Below are 22,153 nucleotides of genomic sequence, written 5' to 3'. Positions count from 1 at the left end.
CGCCGCCGGCAACCGTGCGCGGAGTGCGCCGGTCGGTGTGTGTTCGCCCACCGGATACCCGGTCGCGCCGTCGGGGCGAGATGCCGTCACGGGCCAGTGTTCGCGGACTGGCTCTGGTGCGGGGACAGCGTCGCGCCGCACACTTGTCGCCATGACAACGCTGCTGATCATCGCGGTGGTGGCGGCCGTGGCGGCAGGTACATACGACAGCGTGGCCCCCGACGGCGACCGGGCCCGGTTCCGGTGCGCGCTGCGGTGCGCCCGGCATTCGCTGACCGACTGGGACAGGGCCCGGGAGGGCTCCCGGCAGCTGCCGTCGTGACCGCCGCCGGGTCTGCCCGGTTGCCGATCGTGTGCTCGATTCGGTCGCTGAGGTGGCGGCCGGTAAAATGGGTGGTTGCGTTGCGTCTGTTGCGTCCCGGGAGACGCGCAATCGAGCCGCGCAATCGAGCCGTTTGCCCCCAACCATCGTGCTAGGAGACTGTTGTGATCACCGCGACCGACCTGGAAGTCCGGGCCGGAATCCGCACCCTGCTCACCGCGCCGGGCTCGGCGCTGCGGGTGCAAGCCGGTGATCGGATCGGGCTCGTCGGCCGCAATGGTGCGGGCAAGACCACGACACTGCGCATCCTGGCCGGTGAGGGCGAGCCGTATGCGGGCAAGGTCATGCGTTCGGGCGAGATCGGCTATCTGCCGCAGGACCCGCGCGAAGGCGATCTGGACGTTCTGGCCCGCGATCGGGTGCTGTCGGCGCGCGGTCTGGACAAGCTGATCCGGGACATGGAGAAGCAGCAGGCCCTGATGGCCGAGGTGGTCGACGAGGCCGAGCGGGACAAGGCGGTACGCAAGTACGGCCGCCTCGAGGATCGGTTCTCCGCCCTGGGCGGGTACGTGGCCGAAAGTGAGGCCGCGCGGATCTGCAACAGCCTGGGCCTGCCGGAGCGCGTGCTGGGCCAAGCGCTGCGGACCCTGTCGGGTGGTCAGCGCCGCCGGGTCGAGCTGGCGCGCATCCTGTTCAGCGCGTCCGACGGCTCCGGTGGAAAATCGGACACCACGTTGCTGCTCGACGAACCCACCAACCACCTCGACGCCGACTCGATCACCTGGTTGCGCGGCTTCCTGCAGAACCACGACGGCGGGCTGATCGTGATCTCCCACGATGTGGAACTGCTCGGGGACGTGGTGAACAAGGTGTGGTTCCTCGACGCGGTGCGCGGCGAGGCCGATATCTACAACATGGGCTGGAAGAAATATCTCGACGCCCGCGCCACCGATGAGCAGCGCCGGGTGCGCGAACGCGCCAACGCGGAAAAGAAAGCGTCCGCGCTCAAACAGCAGGCCGCCAAACTCGGCGCGAAGGCGACGAAAGCCGCTGCGGCACATCAGATGGTCAAGCGCGCCGAACGCATGCTGTCGGAGGTCGACGAGATCCGTGTGGCCGACAAGGTGGCGCGCATCAAGTTCCCCGACCCCGCTCCCTGCGGCAGGACGCCGCTGATGGCCACCAACCTGACCAAGCTCTACGGATCGCTGGAGATCTTCACCGGGGTGAACCTGGCCATCGACAAGGGCAGCCGGGTGGTGATCCTGGGCCTCAACGGTGCCGGCAAGACCACCATGCTGCGGCTGCTCGCCGGGGTGGAGACGCTCACCGCCGGGCAGATCGATCCGGGCCGCGGCCTGCGAATCGGATATTTCGCGCAGGAACACGACACCCTCGACGATCAGGCCACCGTGTGGGAGAACATCCGGCATGCGGCGCCCGATGCGGGCGAACAGGACCTGCGCAGCCTGCTGGGAGCATTCATGTTCTCGGGCCCCCAGTTGGAGCAGCCCGCGGGCACGCTGTCCGGCGGTGAGAAGACCCGTCTGGCCCTGGCCGGTCTGGTCTCGTCCGCCGCGAACGTCCTGCTGCTCGACGAGCCCACCAACAACCTGGACCCGGTCTCGCGTGAACAGGTCCTCGACGCGCTGCGCAGTTATGCGGGCGCGGTCGTTCTGGTGACCCACGACCCGGGTGCGGCCGAGGCCCTGAATCCCGAACGGGTGATCATGCTGCCCGACGGCACCGAGGACCACTGGTCGCAGGACTACCTGGAGCTCATTCAGCTGGCGTGAACGCGGCGGACACCTTGCGGTGACGCGCCGTCCACGCCGAAATATCCTTGCAATCGGTGAGTTTCATCACACTGAGGCGTTGATCACTGCCGGTCGAGTGTCTAGCCTGGAGTGAGGCTGCACGGCGACCGGAGGAAGCCATGAGTGACAGGCCCGCACAGGGGAAGTCGATGTTGGGTAAAGGCACGCGCGTGACGGGTAAATCCCGCGACCGGCTACAGACTCAGCTCAAGAAGCAATACGAGGCGGGTGCCAGTATTCGTTCACTGGCGCGAGAGACCGGCCGCTCGTACGGATTCATCCACAACGTACTGGTGGAGTCGCATGTGCAACTCCGCAGCCGTGGTGGGGCCAATCGGGGCAGGGCGGTCAGCAAGGCCTGACCGGCCTTTCCGCACGCGGCGACCATCCATTTCGGTCACCGCGGGTACCGCGCTGCGGTCCGCCACGCGGACCGCTCTGCTGGTGAGGTGAGGTTCAGCCACGCCGAACTCGTTGTGGTCGTGCGTATCTCAGGATCGGTGCGCAGCGCGTTCGGCCCACCACCGCGGGGCATCGACGAAATGATTGTCGTATTCGTCCTGGGTCGCGGCGAGGTCGGCGAGCGTTGCCTCGCCTGCGGCCACGCGTTCGAGCAGGCGGAAATAGCCGAAACGCTCGACGGCGGGCGTCAGCGCGATCAGAATGCGCGCCGTCGAGCCGGGGGCGGCGCCGAAGGCATGCGGCATGAATCGCGGCACTGTGATCGCGCCGCCCGCGCCAACTGTGCGGATGTCCTCGCCCGCGAGGACCTGCAGTTCCCCCTCGGCGACGTAGAAAAGCTCGTCGGACTGGGTGTGGTAGTGGGGCGTGGCGCCGTCGGCCCCGGAGGACATGGTCACCTCGAGGGTGCTCACGCTGCCGCCGGTCCGGTCGGAATCCAGCAGCAGTCGCATCGTCACGGCGGCGGTGGTGAGCACCTCGGCCTCGGCGGGCTGGACTACGGCGGCGGGGATGCGGGCTGTGGTGGACATCGAAACCTCCGGATTGATTCGGTGACGAATAGTTCGCCACCAAACTATATCTCAGCGAATAGAATTGGTCCATGGGTGAACGACGAACGGACGCGGTCGACGCGATCGTGGAACAGTGGCGGGCCGAACGACCGGACCTGGATCCGACCGCGATGGCGATCTTCGGCCGCCTGGGCCGGATGCAGCTGCTCGCCGAACGGTCCATCGAGGCGGTATTCACCGCGCACGGCCTGCAGCGAGGGGAGTTCGATGTGCTTGCGGCGCTGCGCCGTTCGGGGGAGCCGTTCGAACTCGCGCCGTCTGTGCTGGCCGACACCCTGATGCTGTCGCGTGCGGGAATGACCGGCCGGTTGGACCGGCTGGAATCGGCCGGGCTGGTGCGGCGCATCGCCGATCCCGCCGATCGCCGCGCGATCCGGGTCGCGCTGACCGCGGACGGCCGGGCCCGCGTCGACGAAGTGGTGACCGCCCACATCGCGAACGAGACCCGGATGTTGTCGTCGTTGTCGGGCCACGACCGCGCCGAACTGGATCGCATCGCCCGCATCCTGCTGGCCGATCTGGAGCGTGATCACGCCGAGCGGTGACCACTCGTGCACGTGCTCAGTCGTCGGCGATGGCCTCACCGTGCACGAGGAACCGGGCCAGACTGGCGAAGATCGGCAACCCGGTCTTGATCTCGAGATAGGCGAACTGGCCCTGCGGGTTCACCTCGAGGAAGTAGTACTCGCCATCGAGTCCGAGCCGGATGTCGAGGACGCCGAAGACGAGGCCTAGTGCGCCCATCAACGTCGTCAGTGCCTTGCTCACCGAGGCGGGCAGGCGTTCGGGGGTGAACGCGACGGAGGTGTCCAACCGCGAATCCACCCATCCCGCACCGGATTGCGAATCGATCCGGACGGTCCACTCGACACCGTCGATCCAGACCACCCGGAGATCGCATTCGGCCTCGACATAATCCTGGAAGGTGGTGGGCGCCGATCTGATGGTGCCGAACCGGCCGATCTCGTCGGTGCCCACGATCCGGGTCTCGGTGAATTCGGCGCGGCCGGTGCCGGTGCGTTTGAAGATCACCGACCCGCCGCGGGAGTCGACGAAACTGCGGGCCTCGTCCGGATCGTTGGTGATCAGGGTCTCCGGGACGGCGAAGCCGCAGCGGCGGGCGGTGTCGAGTTGCACGATCTTTCGGGTGGCGGTCCGGTCGGCGCCGGGATCGTTGACCCACACCGCGGGCATCGACCAGAGCAGGCCCTGCAGGAAGCCGTCGCATTCGGACTGGCGGAATTCGTCGTCGTCGTCGAGGAACCCGCCCGGGACCTGGCACGGATGGGGCCGGCGCCACCAGACGGTGGTGACCTCGTCGAGTCCGGCCAGATGCGACATCGACCGCGCGGTGCCGGCCCGGTCCAGCCGGAAGCTGCCGCTCTCGTGCGGAAAGTCGCGCATATCCAGACGAATCGGACTGAGCCGGTACGACTTTCGCAGAGTCGAGGCCATCGCCTCGGCATGCAGGTCGCCGGTCTCGGAGACGATCAGCACGGTACCCGGCGAACGGGCACTCATCGTGGCCCTCAGTCCAGGCTGTCGCAGGCGGTGCCGTCGTCGGCGCGGCCGCGGCTGCGGGTCTGGCTGAAGCTCACGGTCGCCCCGGTGGCACCGGAGGCGGGCCGCAGATGCAGATGCCGGGCCCAGCGATCGGTGAGCCGGGCCAGTATCTCGTCACCCACGGCACGGCTGGGATGCGCAGCCAGCGTCAGCGGGCGCTCGGTGAGCTGGATGCGCCGGCGCTGGGTGAAATCGGCTGTGGCGCCGGGACGTATCCAGACCAGTACGGCGGGCTCGGCGGGATCGGCGCCCGGTTCGGCGCGGCCTTCGCGGAGCTGGAGAACATCGTCGCGGTCGAGGGTCCAGATGCCCTCGGCGACGCGGACGCTGATGGTCGTGGGAGATTCGGCGATCAGGCGGCCGGACAGCGGTGGCGCCGATCGCGGGGGAGTAGGGCGCGGCCGGGTATTTTCGGATACCTGGCGGCGGACATCGTTCATGGGCCGGACTCCGATCTGCTCGCGATTTGCCCCGGAAGTCGAGCGTGACCTGGATCATAGCCCGCGAGGGTGCCGGACCGGGCCCGGTCGTGGAAAACGCCAGCCCCGAAAGATTTTCGGTTGAGCCGTCAACGCCTCACAGGCCGAGAGTGTCCGCGTATTCGGCGAGTTCCAGGAAGCGCTCACTGGGGTTCGGGACGAGTTTGCGTGCGTCGAGATCCATCAGGCCCAGCACGACGGAGATTTCCGCGGAGACGGTGCCGTCGAGTTTGCGGATCTGCTGATCCATCCAGAACACCTTGCCGCTGCCCCAGCGGCACTCACAGGTCACCGTGATCTCGTCGCCCAGGTGCAGCTCGCGCCGGTACTTCACATTCGACTCCAGCACCACCGGCCCGAGTCCGGACAACTGCATCTTGTCCGGCACCAGCCCGGCCGCGCGGAGCAACTCCCACCGTGCGTGCTCGGCGTACTGGTGATAGACGGCCTGGTTCAGATGGCCGTTGACGTCGAGTTCGTAACCGCGGACGGTGACGGGCACGGAGAAGGTCATATCTGGGCGAACCCGCACCGGGTTTCCGCTATTTCCGGATCGGGCGTGCGCTTGATCACCGAGGCGGCGGTTCCATCAACCGCCGCATCAGATAGGTGAATTCGAGCGCGCTCGTATGCGCCTGCTCCTCGCGGTCGGCACCGGAGCCGTGGCCGCCCGCACCGGCCTCGTAGAACAGATACGGTGTGCCGTATTCGGCCAGCCGGGCGGCGAACTTGCGGGCGTGCTGCGGGCCGACCCGATCGTCTTTGCTGGTGGTCCAGACGAAGGGTTCGGGATAGGGCACATCCCGCCGCAATTGCGCGTAGGGCGAAATGGATTCGAGGAACGCGCGCTGGGCGGGATCATCGACGCTGCCGTACTCGTCGACCCAGGAGGCACCCGCGGCGATCTTCTCGTAGCGCATCATGTCCAGCAACGGCACCTGGATGTCGACGGCGTTCCACATCTCCGGATGCTGCACGAACTCCACGCCCATGAGCAGGCCGCCGTTGGAGCCGCCCTGGATACCGAGCCGGCGCGGTGTGGTGATGTTGCGGGTCACCAGATCCTTGCCGACCGCCGCGAAATCGTCGAAGGCCCGTTGCCGGTGGACGGTGCGGGCGGCTTCGTGCCAGGCGGGACCGAATTCGCCGCCGCCACGGATGTCGGCGAGCACGTACACACCGCCGTGGTCGAGCCACAACTGGCCGAGCAGTCCCGAGTAGGCCGGTGTCTGCGAGGTCGCGAAGCCGCCGTAGGCGTACAGCAGGGTGGGATTGGTGCCGTCGTATTTCATGTCCGCGGCGTGCACCACGAAATACGGGACCGCGGTGCCGTCGGGTGAGACGGCCTTGCGTTGTTCCACCACGTAGCGCGACGAATCGAACTGTGGCGGTGTGCTTTTCACCTGCCGGGCCACGGCGTCCGCGGTGTCCAGACTCCACAGCGTGGTCGGCTCGAGAAACGAGGTGACCGTGAGATAGCCGCGGTCGCCGGCCGGGTCGGTGGTGACGGTGTCGATGGTGGCGTTGTCGGGGAGGGCGACCGGCGTACCGGACCAGCTGCCGTCCGGCTGCGGGCTGTACACGGTGGCGCGGCCGCGTACATCGTCGAGCGAGGTGACCACGGCACGGTCACGGGTGGTCTGCACGCCGGTGAGGCTCTGTGCTGGACCGGGCACGTAGATCGGCACGACCACGGGATGCTGTGGATCGGCGATGAGCCGGTCGGCGTCCACCGACACCAGCGCACCCGCCGGATACGTCGTCGCGCCGATCTGCCACTCCTGGTCGAGCGAGACCAGAAGGTGATTGCCGATGAAGCCGGTGAGATTCGACTTCGGCGGCAATGTGGTGTGGACCGGGCCGGTCGCGGTGAGCAACTGGGTGTCATGTTCGAAGAAGGTCCGGCCGCGGACGATGACGTCGATCCGGCGCCCGGTTCCGTTGTCCAGCACCGCGGGCGTCGTCGACAGCTGGTCGGTGCGGTCGCCGCGCGCGATGTCGGTTGCCGCGTCGAGAGGTTGGCCGCGGTGCCACTGTTTCACCACGTACGGGTAACCCGAGGCCGTCATCTCACCCGGCTGCCACTCCCGCGATATGAGGACGGTGTTCTCGTCGCTGAACGTGGCATCCACCTTGCCTCGCGGTACGACGAAGCCGTCGGGGACGAATTGTTTCGTGGTCCGGTCGAATTCGCGGACGGTGACGGCGTCCTCGCCGCCGTCGGACAGGCTGACCAGGCAACGGTGATGGGTGACCGGGTCGCAGACTGCGCCCTTCCACACCCAGTTCGCACCCTCGTCCCGGGACAACTGATCGAGATCCACCAGGGTGGTCCACTGTGGCTGCGGTGTCTCGTAATCGGCCACCGAGGTTTCACGCCAGATACCGCGTTTGTGGTCGCCGTCCTGCCAGAAGTTGTCGACGGTCGCACCGTCCTGGAACTGCGGCAGAGCGATCCGTGCGGAGGACTTCGCCAGCGCCGTGGCCTGCGCGAGATTGTCGGAGTAGTGCGAATCGTGTTCGAGCACATCGAGAGTGCGGTGGTTCTGCTGGTCGACCCAGGCGTGGACCCGGGGACTGTCGAGTTCCTCCAGCCACAGATAGGGATCGTTCGGCGCCGGCCCGCTGCCGCCGCACGCCACGGCCGTGACACCGACCAGCAGCAGCACCACGGCCCGCCACATCGAAGTGGTGACCGATGTTCTCGCTCGTCCACGCCCGATGGCCATGGTCAGAGCCTACGACGTGTCGGGCCGGATACGGCTACGGAGAACTCAGTCCCGGCGGCGGACCGAGGCCTCCACCAGATCGAGTACCGCCGTGAGGTTTTCGTTGACGTGCCCGGATGCGATGCGTGCGATGAGGCCGTCGAGGACGAGATCCAGATAGCCGAGCAGCACATCGGTGGGGACGTCGTCGCGCAGCGCGCCCGCGGCCTTGCGGCGTTCCAGACGGGCCAGCGTGGCTGCGGTGAGCTCATTGGAACGCTGGGTCCAGCCGGCCGCGAACTCGGGGTCGGTGCGTAGCCGCCGGGCGATTTCGAGCCGGGTTCCCAGCCAGTTGTACTGCTCGGGATTGTCCAGCATCTCTCGCATGACCTGCACGATGCCCTCGTTGGCCGCGACCTCGGCCATCCGTCCGGCGTCCTCCTGGGCCAGGGCGAGAAACAGCGCGTCCTTGTCGCGGAAATGGTGGAAGATCGCGCCGCGCGACAGTCCGATGGCCTCCTCGAGGCGGCGGACGGTGGCGCCCTCGTACCCGAATTCGGCGAAACACCGCCGCGCCCCGTCCAGAATCTGGCTGCGCCGGGCGGCGAGGTGATCGTCACTGACTTTGGGCATGGGCTCCTCCAGCGGGAATGCACGGACCCCCGCGCCGGCGCGAACCGGCGCGGGGGTTGTCACAGTACGAGTGTGGTGCGTGTAGATCCTCGGCGGCGCAACGATATTCGTGCGGGGCCCGGCCACCCAGTGGTGGCCGGGCCCGGCACGGTGTGCCGAAACACCGCCCGGCGGGGACGATCGGCCGTGGATCATCGGGTCATCCCCGCGGTGTGGGGAGCGTGATCAGCCCCGAATCATGTTGCGCAGCACGTACTGCAGGATGCCGCCGTTGCGGTAGTAGTCCGCCTCACCGGGGGTGTCGATGCGAACGACCGCGTCGAAGACGACCTTCTCACCGTTCTGCTTGGTGGCGGTGACCTTCATGGTCTTCGGGGTCACACCCTCGTTGAGCTTGGTGACGCCCTCGATGTCGAAGACCTCGGTGCCGTCCAGCTTCAGCGACGCGGCGGACTCACCGGCCGGGAACTGCAGCGGCACAACGCCCATGCCGATGAGGTTGGAGCGGTGGATGCGCTCGAACGACTCGGTGATGACGGCCTTGACGCCCAGCAGGCGGGTGCCCTTGGCGGCCCAGTCACGAGACGAACCGGACCCGTATTCCTTACCACCCAGCACGACCAGCGGGGTGCCCGCGGCCTGGTAGTTCTGCGAGGCGTCGTAGATGAACGCCTGCGGAGCACCGTCCTGGGTGAAGTCGCGGGTGTAACCACCCGAGACATCGTCGAGCAGCTGGTTGCGCAGCCGGATGTTGGCGAAGGTGCCGCGGATCATCACCTCGTGGTTACCGCGACGCGAGCCCAGGGAGTTGTAGTCCTTGCGCTGCACGCCGTGTGAGTCCAGGTACTGCGCGGCCGGGGTGCCGGGCTTGATCGGACCGGCCGGGGAGATGTGGTCGGTGGTGACCGAGTCGCCCAGCAGCGCCAGCACGCGCGCGCCCTTGATGTCCTCGACCGGGGCCGGGTCCATCGTCATGCCGTCGAAGTACGGCGCCTTGCGGACGTAGGTCGAGTTCTCGTCCCACGCGAAGGTGTCGCCCTCCGGGGTGTTGAGCCCCTGCCAGCGCTGATCGCCCTCGAAGACGGTGGCATAGGACTTGGTGAACATGTCCTTGCTGATCGCCGACTTGATGGTGTCGTCGATCTCCTGCGGCGACGGCCAGATGTCCTTCAGGAACACGTCGTTGCCGCTGTTGTCTTTACCGAGGGCGTCGACCTCGAAGTCGAAGTCCATGGTGCCCGCGAGCGCGTAGGCGATGACCAGCGGCGGGGAGGCCAGGTAGTTCATCTTCACGTCGGGGGAGATGCGACCCTCGAAGTTGCGGTTACCCGAGAGCACCGCGGTGACCGACAGGTCGTTGTCGTTGATCGCCTTGGAGATCTCGTCCGGCAGCGGACCGGTGTTGCCGATGCAGGTGGTGCAGCCGAAACCACCCACGAAGAAGCCGAGCTTCTCGAGGTACGGCCACAGGCCGGCCTTCTCGTAGTAGTCGGCGACGACCTGCGAGCCCGGGGCCATGTTGGTCTTCACCCACGGCTTGGACGCGAGGCCCTTCTCGACCGCGTTACGGGCCAGCAGCGCCGCGCCGATCATGACGGATGGGTTGGAGGTGTTGGTGCAGGAGGTGATACCCGCGACCACGACGGCGCCGTGATCGAGCACGAAGTCACCGCGCTCGGGATCGGAGACCTTGACCGGCTTGGACGGCCGCCCGGTGCTGCCGTTGGAGGCGCTGGGGACGATCGCGCCGTCGTCGGCGAAGGACAGCTCGGCCGGATCGCTGGCCGGGAAGGACTCGTCGAGGGCCTCGTCCAGCTGCGAGTGCGGCGCGGCCTCGGCGTCGTTGGTGTAGTTGTGGATGTCCTTGCGGAACGCGGTCTTGGACTCCGACAACAGGATTCGGTCCTGCGGGCGCTTCGGGCCGGCGATGGACGGCACGACGGTGCCCAGATCGAGCTCCAGGTACTCCGAGTACGCGGGCTCGTGCGCGGCATCGTGCCACATGCCCTGCTCCTTGGCATACGCCTCGACGAGCGCGAGCTGCTCATCGCTGCGGCCGGTGAGGCGCAGGTAGTTGATGGTCTCCTCGTCGATCGGGAAGATCGCCGCGGTGGAACCGAATTCGGGGCTCATATTGCCCAGGGTGGCGCGGTTGGCCAGCGGCACCTCGGCCACACCGGCACCGTAGAACTCGACGAACTTGCCGACCACACCGTGCTTGCGCAGCATGTCGGTGACGGTGAGCACGACGTCGGTGGCGGTCACGCCCGGTTTGATCTCACCGGTCAGCTTGAAGCCGACCACGCGCGGGATCAGCATGGATACCGGCTGGCCCAGCATCGCGGCCTCGGCCTCGATACCGCCGACGCCCCAGCCCAGCACGCCCAGGCCGTTGACCATGGTGGTGTGCGAGTCGGTGCCGACACAGGTGTCGGGGTAGGCCTGACCGTTGCGGGTCATGACGGTCGGCGCCAGGTACTCGATGTTGACCTGGTGCACGATGCCCATGCCCGGCGGGACGACGCGGAAATCGTCGAAGGCGCCCTGACCCCAGCGCAGGAACTGGTAACGCTCGGAGTTGCGCTCGTACTCGAGGTCGACGTTGCGCTCGAGCGCGTCGGCGCGGCCGAAGACGTCGAGGATGACCGAGTGGTCGATGACCATGTCCGCGGGTGAGAGCGGGTTGACCTTGTTCGCGTCACCACCCAGCGCGGTGACGGCCTCGCGCATGGTGGCCAGGTCGACGACACAGGGCACGCCGGTGAAGTCCTGCATGATCACGCGGGCGGGGGTGAACTGGATCTCGATACTCGGCTCCGCCGACGGGTCCCAGCCGGCGATGGCGCGAATGTGGTCGGCGGTGATGTTGGCGCCGTCCTCGGTGCGGAGCAGGTTCTCCGCCAGGACCTTCAGGGCGTAGGGCAGCTTCTCGGTGCCGGGCACGGCCGAGAGGCGGAAGATCTCGTAGGAGTTGCTTCCGACCTCGAGGGTGCCCTTGGCGCCGAATGTATCGATACTTGTCATACGTTCAGCTCCACTCGTCGGTGTTCCGATCGGGGCGCGCGTGCGTACCCCGTGGGTGGCCACCGGCGGGGCTGCGCCGGTGGCGTGCGTCGAGGGCGCGTTTCGGGCTGCGCGCCTCGTACCTCAGAACTCTAACAGTACGCTTGTCCTATGAAGCGTGCGGGGCACGCCCGGCGCGGCGTGCCGCAATCCATCATGCCCTCGTCGCGTAATGTGCTCGCAGGCCCCGTCGGAGTGTCGTCTCCGATGTGCGGGCCCGGTGTGTGTGTTGATCATGTGAATGTGTTGGACGTCCGTCGCTGGAGTCGACGGCTCGACAAAGACCGGATGGAAGATGACCGTCTCGTATGCCTCGGTTTTCACCCCCATGGCCGCGGAGCTGCCGCAGGATACCGACGTCGATGCCATCGTGGCGGACCTTGCCGACAATCACGTCGCTGCCTCGGAGGACGTCGATCAATCCGAGCTGGCCGCCGTCGTCGCCGACGCGCGGGACCATGGAATGCCGCTGAACGTCGTGGTGGTCAAGGGGAATCCGGCGCCGGATTCCTCGCTGCGTGACCTGGCGACCGTCATCGGCAAGTCCGAACACGGCACGGTGCTGGTTCTCAGCGACGACTGGGCGGGTACCTCGAGCGACACCGTCAGCCGGTATCGGCTCGAGCGGGCCGAGGATGTGGCGAAGTTCCGGCATGGCGGGCACAGCGTCGAAGCGGCGCGTGCCTTCGTGCACCGGCTGGAGACGCCGTCGACGGTCTCGTGGACGGGGATCACGATCGTCCTGCTCGCCGGCCTGGTCGCGGTGATCGTCGGGCTGCTGATGGTCAAGAGCCGGCGTGGGCCGGACGCGGGACCCGTGCCCGAGGCGATCGCGGAGCAGGACGCGTCGGTTCGGTAGTCCGGCGCCTGTTCGCGTACCTGCTGGCGGCGGGGTCTGCCGGTTGCCCGCGATGTGTGCGGGAATTCGAGGCGCCGCCGATGATGCCGAGAGTTCGCGGTGGTGACGCCGAAGTGTGTGCGGCAGTGCGGTATCCGAATCTCGAGTCGCGCTTTCGGAAAGAGAACTGAACGATCGGTTTGGTTCTCTCCGGTTATCTGAACTTGCGTTAGCAAATACTCGGCTACCTCGAAAATTACCCCTATGTGATTCGTCGTTCGATGTTTTTTCTGTGAAAGAAGTGTCGTACGGTTTCGATTGACGCTTTTGGGGAAGAAGTGTCACATGGGCTTCCAGTGTCCCCTCGGGGATGGATGGGGTGCTGGTGCCCATGCGGCGACGCCTCGACCGGTCGCCCAGCGCAGTTCTGGCGAATCTCGATTCGCCGGGAGTGGCAGCGGGATCCAGGGAGGTGTGATGCGAACATCGACGAAGCGGCCGGGGGGCACCGCGAAGATCGCTGTGGGTTTGCTCTTATGTGGGGTCGCGCTGACGATCGTGGCGCCGTCGGTGACCGCCGTGCCGCCGCCACCGCCCAATCCGAGCGACGGCGACATCGCCGCGGCGGGTGCGCAGGTCGACGCCGGGGTGAATCAGGTCAGCGGACTGATCAACCAGGTCGCGACCGCGGATCAGCAACTGGCACAGCTCGATACCGAGGTCGCGGGTAAGCGCGAGGCGGTCAACAAGGCTCTGGTCGATCTGCAGAACGCCCGCGACGCCGCCGACGCGGCCGCGGCCACGGTGACGGTCACCCAGCACGATCTGGCGGCCGCGGGCACCCAGGTGGGCCAGGCGCAGGGCAAATTCGACGAATTCGCGGTCGACGCCTACACCCGTCCCGGATCCACGTCGATGGTGAACTACCTCGCCGGTTCCGATCCGTCGGCCGCGCTCGATCGCGCCGATCTGCTCGGGATGGCGTCGAAGAATCAGCAGTCCGCGATCGACGGCCTGCGGCGTGCGCAGATCGAACAGGCCAACCGGGATTCCACGGCCCGCCAGGCCAAGAAGACAGCCGATGCCGCGGCGGCCGAGGCCGAGCAGAAACGGCAACAGGCCCAGGATGCGGTGGCGGCGGCCAAGGCCGCCCTCGACGAACAGGCGCAGAAACGTGATGCGCTGATGGCGCAGCGGAATTCGGCCCAGCAGCAACTCGATTCGGCGCGTGCGAACGTCGTGGGCCTGCAGGGGCAGCGCGATGCGTACCTGACCTGGGACCGGCAGCGCCGTGCCGAGGTCGCCGCCGCGCAGGCCGCCGCGAGCGCCGCGGCAGCCCGGGCCGCCGCCGATCAGGCCGCTCGTGACCGCGCCGCCGAACTCGGCTCCAGCCGCCGCCCGCACACCCAGCTCGACGACGCACCGCCACCGCGCCGATCGATGTCGACGCCCAGCCGGCCCAGCGGCGACCGCACCGAACTCGTCGAGACGGTCGTCGATCGTGCGATGTCACAACTCGGGGTCACCTACGCATGGGGCGGTGGCGACGAGGACGGGCCGTCCAAGGGCATTCACGACGGTGGTGTCGCCGACTCCTACGGCGACTTCGACAAGGTGGGCTTCGACTGTTCGGGCCTGATGCTCTACGCCTTCGCCGGCGTGGGTATCTCGCTTCCGCACTACAGCGGTTACCAGTACACGATGGGCACCCGGGTGAAGGTCGCGCAGCGCGAACGCGGCGACATGTTGTTCTGGGGTGCCAACGGCAGTGAGCACGTGGCGCTGTACCTGGGTGACGGCAAGATGATCGAAGCGCCCGAATCCGGTGACGTGGTGAAGATTTCGCCGGTCCGCGAGGGTGGCATCATGCCGTACGCGGTCCGTTTGATCACCTGAGATCGCCACCGGGCCCGTGCCGGGCGGGCCGGAGGCGGTGCGGCCGAATGATCTTGGCTACCATGCGAATCGGCACAATGGTGCCGTTCCGTTCGGTAGGGTGCCGGGAATTCGGCAGTAGTTGGGGTATTGATGAGGCAGATCCTGTTCTCGGCGGCGATCGCACTCGCGGTCTCGATCACCGTGACGCCGTTGCTGATCAGGTTGTTCGCACGTCGCAACATCGGCCAGCAGATCCGGGTCGACGGCCCGCAGAGCCATCAGGCCAAACGCGGCACCCCGACCATGGGCGGGATCGCGATCGTGGCGGGGTTGTGGGCCGGATATCTCGCCTCGCACCTGATCGGCCTGCGGTACGACGTGGCCGGGCCCTCGGCATCGGGCCTGCTGGTGCTGGGCCTGGCGACCGCGCTCGGATTCGTCGGCTTCCTCGACGACTTCATCAAGATCCGCAAACATCGCAACCTCGGCCTCACGGCGACCGGCAAGTACATCGGGCAGATCGGCGCCGCGGTGGTCTTCGGCGCCCTGGCGCTGCGATTCCCCGGCGCCACCGGCCTCACCCCGGCCGGTCGGCAGGTGTCCTATGTGCGGGACTGGCCGACGGTGTCGTTTCCGCTGGTCGTCTTTCTTCTGGCCGTCTGTTTCGTGGTGGTGGCCTGGTCGAACGCGGTGAACATCACCGACGGTCTCGACGGGCTGGCGGCCGGTTCGATGGGCTTCGCACTGGGTGCCTATGTGATCGTCACCTTCTGGCAGTACACCAATTCCTGCGCGGCCCGGCCCCTGCCGGGGTGCTACAGCGTGCGCGATCCGCTGGATCTGGCCGTGGTCTGCGCGGCCGGTGGTGCCGCGTGTATCGGATTCCTGTGGTGGAACGCCGCCCCGGCCAAGATCTTCATGGGCGACACCGGCTCACTGGCGCTGGGCGGTCTGCTCGCGGGTATCTCGATCACCACCCGCACCGAATTGCTCATGGTGGTCGTGGGTGCGCTGTTCTTCGCCGAAATTCTGTCGGTGGCGGTACAGATCATGGTTTTCCGCACCACCCGCAGCCGGGTGTTCAAGATGGCGCCGTTCCATCACCATTTCGAACTCGGTGGCTGGCCCGAAACAACGGTGATCATCAGGTTCTGGCTGCTCGCCGGTATCGCGGCCGCGGTCGGCCTGGCCCTGTTCTACGCCGAATATCTGGCCGCGGTCGGCTGACGGGTAAATCGGCCAATCCGGACACGAATACGCCGCTCCCGATCCGCCCGGGGGCCGGTGTGGCGACATTGTGCGAGCCCAGTTGCGGCAAACTCGCTCGATACCTGGAATAGTTGGGGCGGCACGCATAGAGACCGAAGTGAAAGCGGGGATTTTGGTGACTTCGACGGACGATGTGAGCGCTGCGAGTGCGGTGAAGCAGACGCCGGAACCGGTGTCGGCCAGCCTGGAGCGTGACGTCGCGACCCTGGAGAAGGCGATCTACGAAGTCAAACGGGTCATCGTCGGTCAGGACCGGTTGGTCGAGCGGCTGCTCGTCGGCGTTCTGGCTCGCGGGCACGTACTGCTCGAGGGTGTTCCGGGTATTGCCAAGACGCTGGCCGTCGAGACCTTCGCGAGAGTGGTGGGCGGCAGTTTCTCGCGCGTGCAGTTCACCCCCGACCTGGTGCCCACCGATCTCATCGGTACCAGGATCTACCGGCAGGGCCGCGAGGAGTTCGACACCGAACTGGGCCCGGTGGTGGCCAACTTCGTCCTCGCCGACGAGATCAACCGCGCGCCGGCCAAGGTGCAGTCCGCACTGCTCGAGGTCATGGCCGAGCGGCACGTCTCCATCGGCGGCAAGACCTACCCGATGCCGGATCCGTTCCTGGTCATGGCGACCCAGAACCCGATCGAGAGCGAGGGTGTGTACCCGCTGCCCGAGGCGCAGCGCGACCGGTTCCTGTTCAAGGTCGTCGTGGACTACCCGACGGTCGAGGAGGAACGCGAGATCATCTACCGGATGGGCGTGACCCCGCCGGAGCCCAAGCAGATCCTCGCCCCCGATGAGCTGATCCGGCTGCAGAAGCTCGCATCGAACACCTTCGTGCACCACGCGCTCGTCGACTACGTCGTGCGGGTCATCGCCGCCACCCGTACCCCGGCGGAATTCGGTCTCGACGATGTCGCGGGCTGGATCGCCTACGGTGCGTCGCCGCGCGCGAGCCTCGGCATCATCGCCGCCGCCCGCGCGGTCGCGCTGATCCGCGGCCGCGACTATGTGGTGCCGCAGGACGTGGTCGAGGTGATACCGGACGTGCTGCGCCACCGTTTGGTGTTGTCCTACGACGCGCTCGCCGACGAGGTCAGCCCCGACGATGTCATTCGCCGGGTACTGCAGACGGTCGGTCTGCCGCAGGTCGCCACCCAGGCCAACGCGCCGGCACCCGCGGCGGCACCGATGCCGGGTCAGCAGGCCGGTCCGCCGCAGCCTGTGCCCCCGCACCCGGCTCAGCCGCAGAACGGTCAGGGCGCCGGGCAGCCACAGCGCCAGTGAACAGGGCATCGGATCCGGTTGTGCCAGTGAACAACTCAGCACATGTCCCTGCCCACCCCGACAGCGCGCCGCCGTCGTTCCGCGCTGGTGATCTCCGTGATCCCCGGCTGGCGGCGGCACTGAAGACGCTGGAACTGACGGTGCGCCGCCGCCTGGACGGCGTCCTGCACGGTGACCATCTCGGCCTGATCCCGGGTCCCGGGTCCGAACCCGGTGACGCCCGGCTCTACCAGCCCGGTGACGATGTGCGCCAGATGGATTGGTCGGTCACCGCCCGCACGACCCATCCGCACGTGCGGCAGATGATCGCCGACCGTGAACTCGAGACCTGGCTGGTTGTCGACCTGTCGGCGAGTCTCGACTTCGGCACCGCGTTGTGTCAGAAGCGCGATCTCGTGGTCGCGGCCGCCGCGGCGCTCACCCATCTCACCAGTGGCGGCGGTAACCGGATCGGCGCGGTCATCGCCAACGGCGAACGGCTGTACCGGATTCCGGCGCGCAGCGGCCGTGTGCACGCGCAATCGCTGCTGCGGCGCATCGCCACCACCCCGCATGCGAGCGACGGTGTGCGCGGTGATCTGCGCGGCGCCATCGAATCGCTGCGCCGGCCACAACGCAAACGCGGTCTGGCCGTCGTCGTATCGGACTTCCTCGGCGAGATCGACTGGCAGCGTTCGCTGCGAGCGATCTCCGGCCGTCACGATCTGCTCGGTGTGGAGATCCTGGATCCGCTGGATCTGGACCTGCCCGATGTCGGCGATGTGGTGCTCCACGATCCCGAGACCGGCCGCACCCGCGAGTTCACCGTCACCTCCGCGCTGCGCGCCGATTTCGGGCGCGCCGCCGAACAGCATCGCGTCGAGGTCGAGGCGGCCCTGCGCAGTTGCGGTGCGCCGGTGATGACGCTGCGCACAGATCGTGACTGGATCGCCGACGTGGTCCGTTTCGTGTCCACCAGGCGCCATACCTTCGGCGCTCCGACCGGGCAGGTGCCCCGACAGTGAGTATTTCGCATTTCACGTCCGCGATCTGGCTGGCGTTCCTGATCGTCGTCGTCGCCATCGCGCTGCTGTATGTGCTGGTGCAGCGTCGCCGCAAACGTCATATGTTGCGGTTCTCCAATATGGAGACCCTGGAACGGGTCGCGCCGAAACGGCCGAGCGGCTGGCGGCATGCGCCGGTGGCGCTGATACTGGTCGGCCTGGTACTGCTCACGGTGGCGGCCGCGGGTCCGCAGGCGGCGAAGAAGGTGCCGCGCAACCGCGCCACGGTCATGCTGGTCATCGATGTCTCGCTGTCGATGGAGGCCACCGATGTGCCACCGAGCCGAATCCAGGTGGCGAAGAAGGCCGCCAAGCAATTCGTCGACGGGCTGCCCGCCGGGGTCAACATCGGGCTGGTGTCCTTCGCCGGCACGGCGTCGGTGCTGGTGTCGCCGACGACGAATCACGAATCGATGAAAGCCGCCATCGGGAATCTGAAACTCGCCGAGCGTACGGCGACGGGTGAGGGCATTCTGTCCGCACTGCAGTCGATCGACAATCTCGCATCGGTGCTCGGTGGTGCGGAGGAACCGCCGCCGGCGCGGATCGTATTGATGTCGGACGGCAAGCAGACGGTCCCGGACTTTCGCGATATCGAGAATCCGCGACACGAATTCGTCGCCGCCCGATTGGCCAAGGAAAAGCACGTCCCCATTTCCAGCATTTCTTTCGGCACCAAATGGGGTGTGGTGGAGCTGCCGTCGGAGAACGGGCCGCCGGTTCAGCAGGCGGTGGCGGTCGACGACGACGCGCTGCAGCAAGTGGCGACGCTGAGTGGCGGTGAATTCTATACCGCGTCCTCGCTGCAGGAGTTGTCGAAGGTGTACGACACCTTGGAGGAGCAGATCGGCTACGAGATGACCATGGGTGACGCGAGTCGGCCCTGGCTGCTGCTCGGACTGCTGATCACCGCCGCCGGCGCGGTCGCCGGACTCGCCTACCGGCAGCGGTTGCCGTAGGCGGGCCGGACGTGGCCACCGGGTGCGTGAAACCCGTTGTCGTTCACCGCGGTTCCGGATAAGATCTCCTCGTCTACCAAGGGGAGGAGTCGACAATGCGGGCGGGTATTGCTTTCATTGTTTCTTTTGTTGTCGCGCTGATGATGGTCGGTGCGCCCGGTGCGAACGCGGCAGACGGTTGCCCGGGCGGATCGGTCTGTATGTGGTCCGGCGCGAATTACTCGGGCACGCCCCGGGAATGGATTCCGAAGGTGGAGGTCGCCGCGTGTCTGCCCACCTATCCGGAGGGCGGAACGGCGCGGTCGGTGGCCAACAGCTCCGGTGAGTCACTGACCTTCTGGGAGAATGGCAATTGCACCGGACGGTCGACCAATGCTGCGACCACACCGTCGGACTTCGGTTTCGACGCCGCATCCGTTTCCTGGTGCAAACCGTGCTGATTGTTTGATGCCGTTGTGGCCTACCCTCGAGTCCTGACGCCCCATTGGTCTGCGGCAGGTCTCGGAGGGTAGGTTTACCCCCATGTCGAACTTCACATCTCGGTCCGTTCTGGTGACGGGCGGTAACCGCGGCATCGGTCTCGCGGTCGCCCAGCGGCTCGCCGCCGACGGACACAAGGTCGCTGTGACGCATCGGGGCTCGGGAGTGCCGGAAGGCCTGCTCGGTGTCAAATGTGATGTGACCGATGCTGATTCGATCGACCAGGCGTTCTCGGAGGTCGAGGCCAAGCAGGGACCGGTCGAGGTGCTCGTCGCCAACGCAGGCATCGTCGACAACACCTTGCTGATGCGGATGAGCGAGGAGCAGTTCACCCGCGTCATCGACGCCAACCTCACCGGTGCGTGGCGCTGCGCCAAGCGGGCCAACCGGGCGATGCTCAAGGCGCGGTTCGGCCGGATCGTATTCCTGGGCTCGGTCGTCGGCCAGATGGGTATTCCCGGACAGGTCAACTACGCCGCCGCCAAGGCTGGTCTGGTCGGTATGGCGCGCGCGATCACCCGCGAGATCGGCTCGCGCAACATCACCGCCAATGTGGTCGCCCCCGGATTCATCGACACCGACATGACCCGGGAGGAGATGAGCGAGGAGTTGCGTGAGACCGCGTTGAAGGCCATTCCGGCCGGCCGGATCGGGCGCCCGGAGGAAGTCGCCGCGGCGATCAGTTTCCTCGCCTCCGACGACGCGTCCTACATCAGCGGCGCGATCGTGCCGATCGACGGCGGTATGGGCATGGGTCACTGACCCCACCGCCACATCCACTCCCGAGCTTCCAAGAGGAGAATCCACCACTCATGAGCGGCATCCTGGACGGTAAGACCGTCCTGATCACGGGCATCATCACCGATTCGTCGATCGCCTTCCACGCGGCGAAGGTCGCCCAGGAGCAGGGCGCGAAGGTGATCATCACCGGTATACCCGAGCGGTTGCGCCTGATCGACCGCATCGCGAAGCGGCTGCCGCAGGAGGTGCCGCCCGCGATCGGACTCGATGTGACCAATGAGGAGGATCTGGCCGGCCTCGCGGACAAGGTGCGCGAACTGGCGCCCGAAGGGGTCGACGGTGTTCTGCACTCGATCGCCTTCGCACCCCGCACCCTGATGGGGCCCGAGGCGCTGCCGTTCCTCGACGGTCCGGGGGGTGACGCCGCCAAGGCGTTCGAGATCTCCGCCTGGAGCTATGCCTCGCTGTCGCGCGCGGTTCTGCCGGCCATGAACGAGGGTGGCTCGATCGTGGGCATGGACTTCGACCCGCGCACCGCGATGCCGTTCTACAACTGGATGGGCGTGGCGAAGGCCGCGCTCGAATCGGTGAACCGCTATGTGGCGCGGGAAGTGGGCGCCGCCAAGAAGGTTCGTTCCAACCTGGTCGCGGCCGGGCCGATCAAGACGCTCGCCGCCAAGGCCATCGCCGGTACCGCCACCGACGACGCGTCCAAGCTCAATCAGCTCAACCTGTACTGGGACGGTGCCTCGCCGATCGGCTGGGATGTCGACGACCCGACCGTGGTCGCGCGGTCGATCGTCGCGCTGCTGTCGGACTGGCTGCCCGGCACCACCGGCTCGATCATCTACGTCGACGGTGGCGCCAGCCACAACACCTGGTTTCCGGAGAACTGGTCCGCGAACTGAGTGCCGGGAGGTAATTCGCCGTGTCCGGGACCGTCGATGCGCTGCTCCTGCTGTCCTTCGGTGGTCCCGAACGCCCCGAGGACGTCATGCCGTTCCTGGAGAACGTCACCCGGGGCAGGGGAGTACCGCGCGCGCGGCTGGAAGAGGTCGCGCAACACTATCTGCACTTCGGCGGCGTCTCGCCGATCAATCGACTCAACCGTGAGCTGATTGCCGCCATCGAGGCCGAATTCGGCACGCGCGCACTGGATCTGCCGGTGTACTTCGGCAACCGCAACTGGGATCCGATGGTGGAGGACACCGTCGCGACCATGCGAGCCGACGGTATCGGCCATGCCCTGGTGTTTCCGACCTCGGCCTGGGGCGGGTATTCGGGCTGCCGGCAATACGACGAGGACATCGAACGTGCTCGCGCGGCGGTGCCCGAAGCGCCCGATCTGACCAAAATGCGCCAGTACTTCGATCACCCGCTGCTGATCGAATCCTTCACCGACGCCATTCGCGCGGCGGTGGATCGGCTCCCGATCGAGTCGCGGGACGGCGCGCGGCTGGTGTTCACCGCGCATTCGATCCCGGACTCCGCCGATATCGCGGCGGGCCCTCCCGGCGACGGTGGTCGGCTCTACAGCCGCCAGGTCGCCGAGGCGGCTCGATTGTGCGCCGCGGCAGCGGGTTTCGACGAGTACGACGTGGTATGGCAGTCCCGGTCGGGACCGCCGCAGGTGCCGTGGCTGGCACCCGACATCGTCGACCACCTGGAATCGCTGTCGGCAATCGGGGTCGGTGCCGTGGTGGTGTGCCCCGTGGGATTCGTCTCCGATCACCTCGAGGTCGTCTGGGATCTGGACAATGAGGCGGCCGCCAGGGCGGCCGAATTGGGGATGGCCTTCGCCCGGGCGGGGACACCCGGGCCGGACCCCCGTTTCGCCCGGATGGTCGCCGAACTGGTCGACGAGCATCTGAACGGAGCCACGCCGCGGCGCCTCGGCACGGTGCCCGGATACGGCTGCACCCGCAACGGGCAGCCGTGCGCCCCCGGCTGCTGTGCGCCGGTGCGCCGACCCTAGCGCGACGGTGTGGATGGTCGGCGGCACGGAAAGGCCACCTCGCCGTGCGCATGTCGCGGCCGGTGCGGTTCGTGT

General features: G+C 67.1%; 21 protein-coding genes. 14 read left to right on the top strand and 7 right to left on the bottom strand.

Going from position 1 to position 22,153, the window contains the following annotated elements:
• The first annotated feature begins 151 nt into the window (after window positions 1–151).
• The 3 genes from AB0L57_RS02115 (at window position 152) to AB0L57_RS02105 (ending at window position 2,501) form a co-directional block, all read left to right on the top strand.
• Window positions 152–322, top strand: a complete 171-nt coding sequence (locus tag AB0L57_RS02115; protein WP_364955642.1) for a hypothetical protein — start codon at window positions 152–154, stop codon at window positions 320–322.
• 164 nt (window positions 323–486) lie between these two features.
• Window positions 487–2,118, top strand: a complete 1,632-nt coding sequence (locus tag AB0L57_RS02110) for an ABC-F family ATP-binding cassette domain-containing protein (protein WP_364955639.1) — start codon at window positions 487–489, stop codon at window positions 2,116–2,118.
• Window positions 2,119–2,258: 140 nt separating this feature from the next.
• Window positions 2,259–2,501, top strand: coding sequence for a helix-turn-helix domain-containing protein (locus AB0L57_RS02105; RefSeq protein ID WP_364955636.1), 243 nt, complete (start codon window positions 2,259–2,261; stop codon window positions 2,499–2,501).
• 129 nt (window positions 2,502–2,630) lie between these two features.
• Here the strand turns inward: AB0L57_RS02105 and AB0L57_RS02100 are convergent, their stop codons facing one another.
• Window positions 2,631–3,131, bottom strand: coding sequence for a cupin domain-containing protein (locus tag AB0L57_RS02100; RefSeq protein ID WP_364955632.1), 501 nt, complete (start codon window positions 3,129–3,131; stop codon window positions 2,631–2,633).
• 71 nt (window positions 3,132–3,202) lie between these two features.
• Between AB0L57_RS02100 and AB0L57_RS02095 the strand changes: the two genes are divergently transcribed.
• Complete coding sequence (locus AB0L57_RS02095; RefSeq protein WP_364955629.1) at window positions 3,203–3,718, top strand: MarR family transcriptional regulator; 516 nt, start codon at window positions 3,203–3,205, stop codon at window positions 3,716–3,718.
• 16 nt (window positions 3,719–3,734) lie between these two features.
• On the opposite strand, the gene AB0L57_RS02090 is transcribed toward AB0L57_RS02095, so the two are convergent.
• The 6 genes from AB0L57_RS02090 to acnA all read right to left on the bottom strand — a co-directional run bounded on the left by AB0L57_RS02090 (window position 3,735) and on the right by acnA (window position 11,580).
• Window positions 3,735–4,694 (bottom strand): hypothetical protein, encoded by a 960-nt coding sequence (locus AB0L57_RS02090; RefSeq protein ID WP_364955626.1) that lies wholly within the window; start codon window positions 4,692–4,694, stop codon window positions 3,735–3,737.
• Window positions 4,695–4,702: 8 nt separating this feature from the next.
• Window positions 4,703–5,176, bottom strand: coding sequence for a hypothetical protein (locus AB0L57_RS02085; protein WP_364955623.1), 474 nt, complete (start codon window positions 5,174–5,176; stop codon window positions 4,703–4,705).
• A gap of 136 nt (window positions 5,177–5,312) precedes the next feature.
• The gene (locus tag AB0L57_RS02080) at window positions 5,313–5,729 is read right to left on the bottom strand and encodes an acyl-CoA thioesterase (protein ID WP_364955618.1); all 417 of its coding nucleotides are present in this window, start codon (window positions 5,727–5,729) and stop codon (window positions 5,313–5,315) included.
• A gap of 55 nt (window positions 5,730–5,784) precedes the next feature.
• Window positions 5,785–7,944: a prolyl oligopeptidase family serine peptidase gene (locus tag AB0L57_RS02075; RefSeq protein ID WP_364955616.1), complete on the bottom strand. Its 2,160-nt coding sequence runs from the start codon at window positions 7,942–7,944 to the stop codon at window positions 5,785–5,787.
• Window positions 7,945–7,989: 45 nt separating this feature from the next.
• Window positions 7,990–8,556 (bottom strand): helix-turn-helix domain-containing protein, encoded by a 567-nt coding sequence (locus AB0L57_RS02070; RefSeq protein ID WP_364955613.1) that lies wholly within the window; start codon window positions 8,554–8,556, stop codon window positions 7,990–7,992.
• A 225-nt stretch (window positions 8,557–8,781) separates the two neighbouring features.
• Window positions 8,782–11,580: an aconitate hydratase AcnA gene (gene acnA / locus AB0L57_RS02065; RefSeq protein WP_364955610.1), complete on the bottom strand. Its 2,799-nt coding sequence runs from the start codon at window positions 11,578–11,580 to the stop codon at window positions 8,782–8,784.
• 334 nt (window positions 11,581–11,914) lie between these two features.
• On the opposite strand from acnA, the gene AB0L57_RS02060 reads away from it, so the two are divergent.
• The 10 genes from AB0L57_RS02060 (at window position 11,915) to AB0L57_RS02015 (ending at window position 22,078) form a co-directional block, all read left to right on the top strand.
• A complete protein-coding gene (locus tag AB0L57_RS02060; RefSeq protein WP_364955607.1) occupies window positions 11,915–12,478 on the top strand; it encodes a DUF6676 family protein in 564 nt (187 codons plus the stop codon).
• A 456-nt stretch (window positions 12,479–12,934) separates the two neighbouring features.
• Window positions 12,935–14,353 carry an NlpC/P60 family protein gene (locus tag AB0L57_RS02055; protein WP_364955604.1) on the top strand — a complete coding sequence of 473 codons (1,419 nt, stop codon included), beginning with the start codon at window positions 12,935–12,937 and terminating at the stop codon, window positions 14,351–14,353.
• A 132-nt stretch (window positions 14,354–14,485) separates the two neighbouring features.
• Window positions 14,486–15,562 carry a phospho-N-acetylmuramoyl-pentapeptide-transferase gene (gene mraY / locus AB0L57_RS02050; protein WP_364955602.1) on the top strand — a complete coding sequence of 359 codons (1,077 nt, stop codon included), beginning with the start codon at window positions 14,486–14,488 and terminating at the stop codon, window positions 15,560–15,562.
• Window positions 15,563–15,755: 193 nt separating this feature from the next.
• Window positions 15,756–16,880, top strand: coding sequence for a MoxR family ATPase (locus AB0L57_RS02045; protein ID WP_364957242.1), 1,125 nt, complete (start codon window positions 15,756–15,758; stop codon window positions 16,878–16,880).
• 26 nt (window positions 16,881–16,906) lie between these two features.
• On the top strand, window positions 16,907–17,884 hold the full coding sequence (locus tag AB0L57_RS02040) for a DUF58 domain-containing protein (RefSeq protein WP_364955599.1): 978 nt from the start codon (window positions 16,907–16,909) through the stop codon (window positions 17,882–17,884).
• Window positions 17,881–18,882 carry a VWA domain-containing protein gene (locus AB0L57_RS02035; protein ID WP_364955596.1) on the top strand — a complete coding sequence of 334 codons (1,002 nt, stop codon included), beginning with the start codon at window positions 17,881–17,883 and terminating at the stop codon, window positions 18,880–18,882. Before AB0L57_RS02040 ends, AB0L57_RS02035 begins: the two co-directional genes overlap by 4 nt.
• 95 nt (window positions 18,883–18,977) lie before the next feature.
• Complete coding sequence (locus tag AB0L57_RS02030) at window positions 18,978–19,322, top strand: peptidase inhibitor family I36 protein (protein WP_364955593.1); 345 nt, start codon at window positions 18,978–18,980, stop codon at window positions 19,320–19,322.
• An 82-nt stretch (window positions 19,323–19,404) separates the two neighbouring features.
• Window positions 19,405–20,124, top strand: a complete 720-nt coding sequence (fabG1, locus tag AB0L57_RS02025) for a 3-oxoacyl-ACP reductase FabG1 (protein WP_364955589.1) — start codon at window positions 19,405–19,407, stop codon at window positions 20,122–20,124.
• Window positions 20,125–20,174: 50 nt separating this feature from the next.
• On the top strand, window positions 20,175–21,011 hold the full coding sequence (inhA, locus tag AB0L57_RS02020; RefSeq protein WP_364955586.1) for an NADH-dependent enoyl-ACP reductase InhA: 837 nt from the start codon (window positions 20,175–20,177) through the stop codon (window positions 21,009–21,011).
• A gap of 20 nt (window positions 21,012–21,031) precedes the next feature.
• Entirely contained in the window at window positions 21,032–22,078 is a 1,047-nt protein-coding gene (locus AB0L57_RS02015) for a ferrochelatase (RefSeq protein WP_364955583.1), read from the top strand.
• Window positions 22,079–22,153: the final 75 nt, after the last annotated feature.

Source organism: Nocardia sp. NPDC052254, from assembly GCF_040679495.1.
GTDB lineage: Bacteria > Actinomycetota > Actinomycetes > Mycobacteriales > Mycobacteriaceae > Nocardia.
This window is presented reverse-complemented; position numbering and strand designations above follow the sequence as displayed.

What these genes read in the sequence shown, in the direction of transcription:
- AB0L57_RS02070 (WP_364955613.1), bottom strand. Translation starts at nt 8,556, where the DNA reads ATGCCCAAAGTCAGTGACGATCACCTCGCCGCCCGGCGCAGCCAGATT.
- AB0L57_RS02090 (WP_364955626.1), bottom strand. Translation starts at nt 4,694, where the DNA reads ATGAGTGCCCGTTCGCCGGGTACCGTGCTGATCGTCTCCGAGACCGGC.
- AB0L57_RS02055 (WP_364955604.1), top strand. Translation starts at nt 12,935, where the DNA reads ATGCGAACATCGACGAAGCGGCCGGGGGGCACCGCGAAGATCGCTGTG.
- AB0L57_RS02060 (WP_364955607.1), top strand. Translation starts at nt 11,915, where the DNA reads ATGACCGTCTCGTATGCCTCGGTTTTCACCCCCATGGCCGCGGAGCTG.
- inhA (WP_364955586.1), top strand. Translation starts at nt 20,175, where the DNA reads ATGAGCGGCATCCTGGACGGTAAGACCGTCCTGATCACGGGCATCATC.
- AB0L57_RS02030 (WP_364955593.1), top strand. Translation starts at nt 18,978, where the DNA reads ATGCGGGCGGGTATTGCTTTCATTGTTTCTTTTGTTGTCGCGCTGATG.
- AB0L57_RS02100 (WP_364955632.1), bottom strand. Translation starts at nt 3,131, where the DNA reads ATGTCCACCACAGCCCGCATCCCCGCCGCCGTAGTCCAGCCCGCCGAG.
- AB0L57_RS02075 (WP_364955616.1), bottom strand. Translation starts at nt 7,944, where the DNA reads ATGGCCATCGGGCGTGGACGAGCGAGAACATCGGTCACCACTTCGATG.
- AB0L57_RS02085 (WP_364955623.1), bottom strand. Translation starts at nt 5,176, where the DNA reads ATGAACGATGTCCGCCGCCAGGTATCCGAAAATACCCGGCCGCGCCCT.
- AB0L57_RS02095 (WP_364955629.1), top strand. Translation starts at nt 3,203, where the DNA reads ATGGGTGAACGACGAACGGACGCGGTCGACGCGATCGTGGAACAGTGG.
- AB0L57_RS02115 (WP_364955642.1), top strand. Translation starts at nt 152, where the DNA reads ATGACAACGCTGCTGATCATCGCGGTGGTGGCGGCCGTGGCGGCAGGT.
- AB0L57_RS02080 (WP_364955618.1), bottom strand. Translation starts at nt 5,729, where the DNA reads ATGACCTTCTCCGTGCCCGTCACCGTCCGCGGTTACGAACTCGACGTC.
- acnA (WP_364955610.1), bottom strand. Translation starts at nt 11,580, where the DNA reads ATGACAAGTATCGATACATTCGGCGCCAAGGGCACCCTCGAGGTCGGA.
- mraY (WP_364955602.1), top strand. Translation starts at nt 14,486, where the DNA reads ATGAGGCAGATCCTGTTCTCGGCGGCGATCGCACTCGCGGTCTCGATC.
- AB0L57_RS02105 (WP_364955636.1), top strand. Translation starts at nt 2,259, where the DNA reads ATGAGTGACAGGCCCGCACAGGGGAAGTCGATGTTGGGTAAAGGCACG.
- fabG1 (WP_364955589.1), top strand. Translation starts at nt 19,405, where the DNA reads ATGTCGAACTTCACATCTCGGTCCGTTCTGGTGACGGGCGGTAACCGC.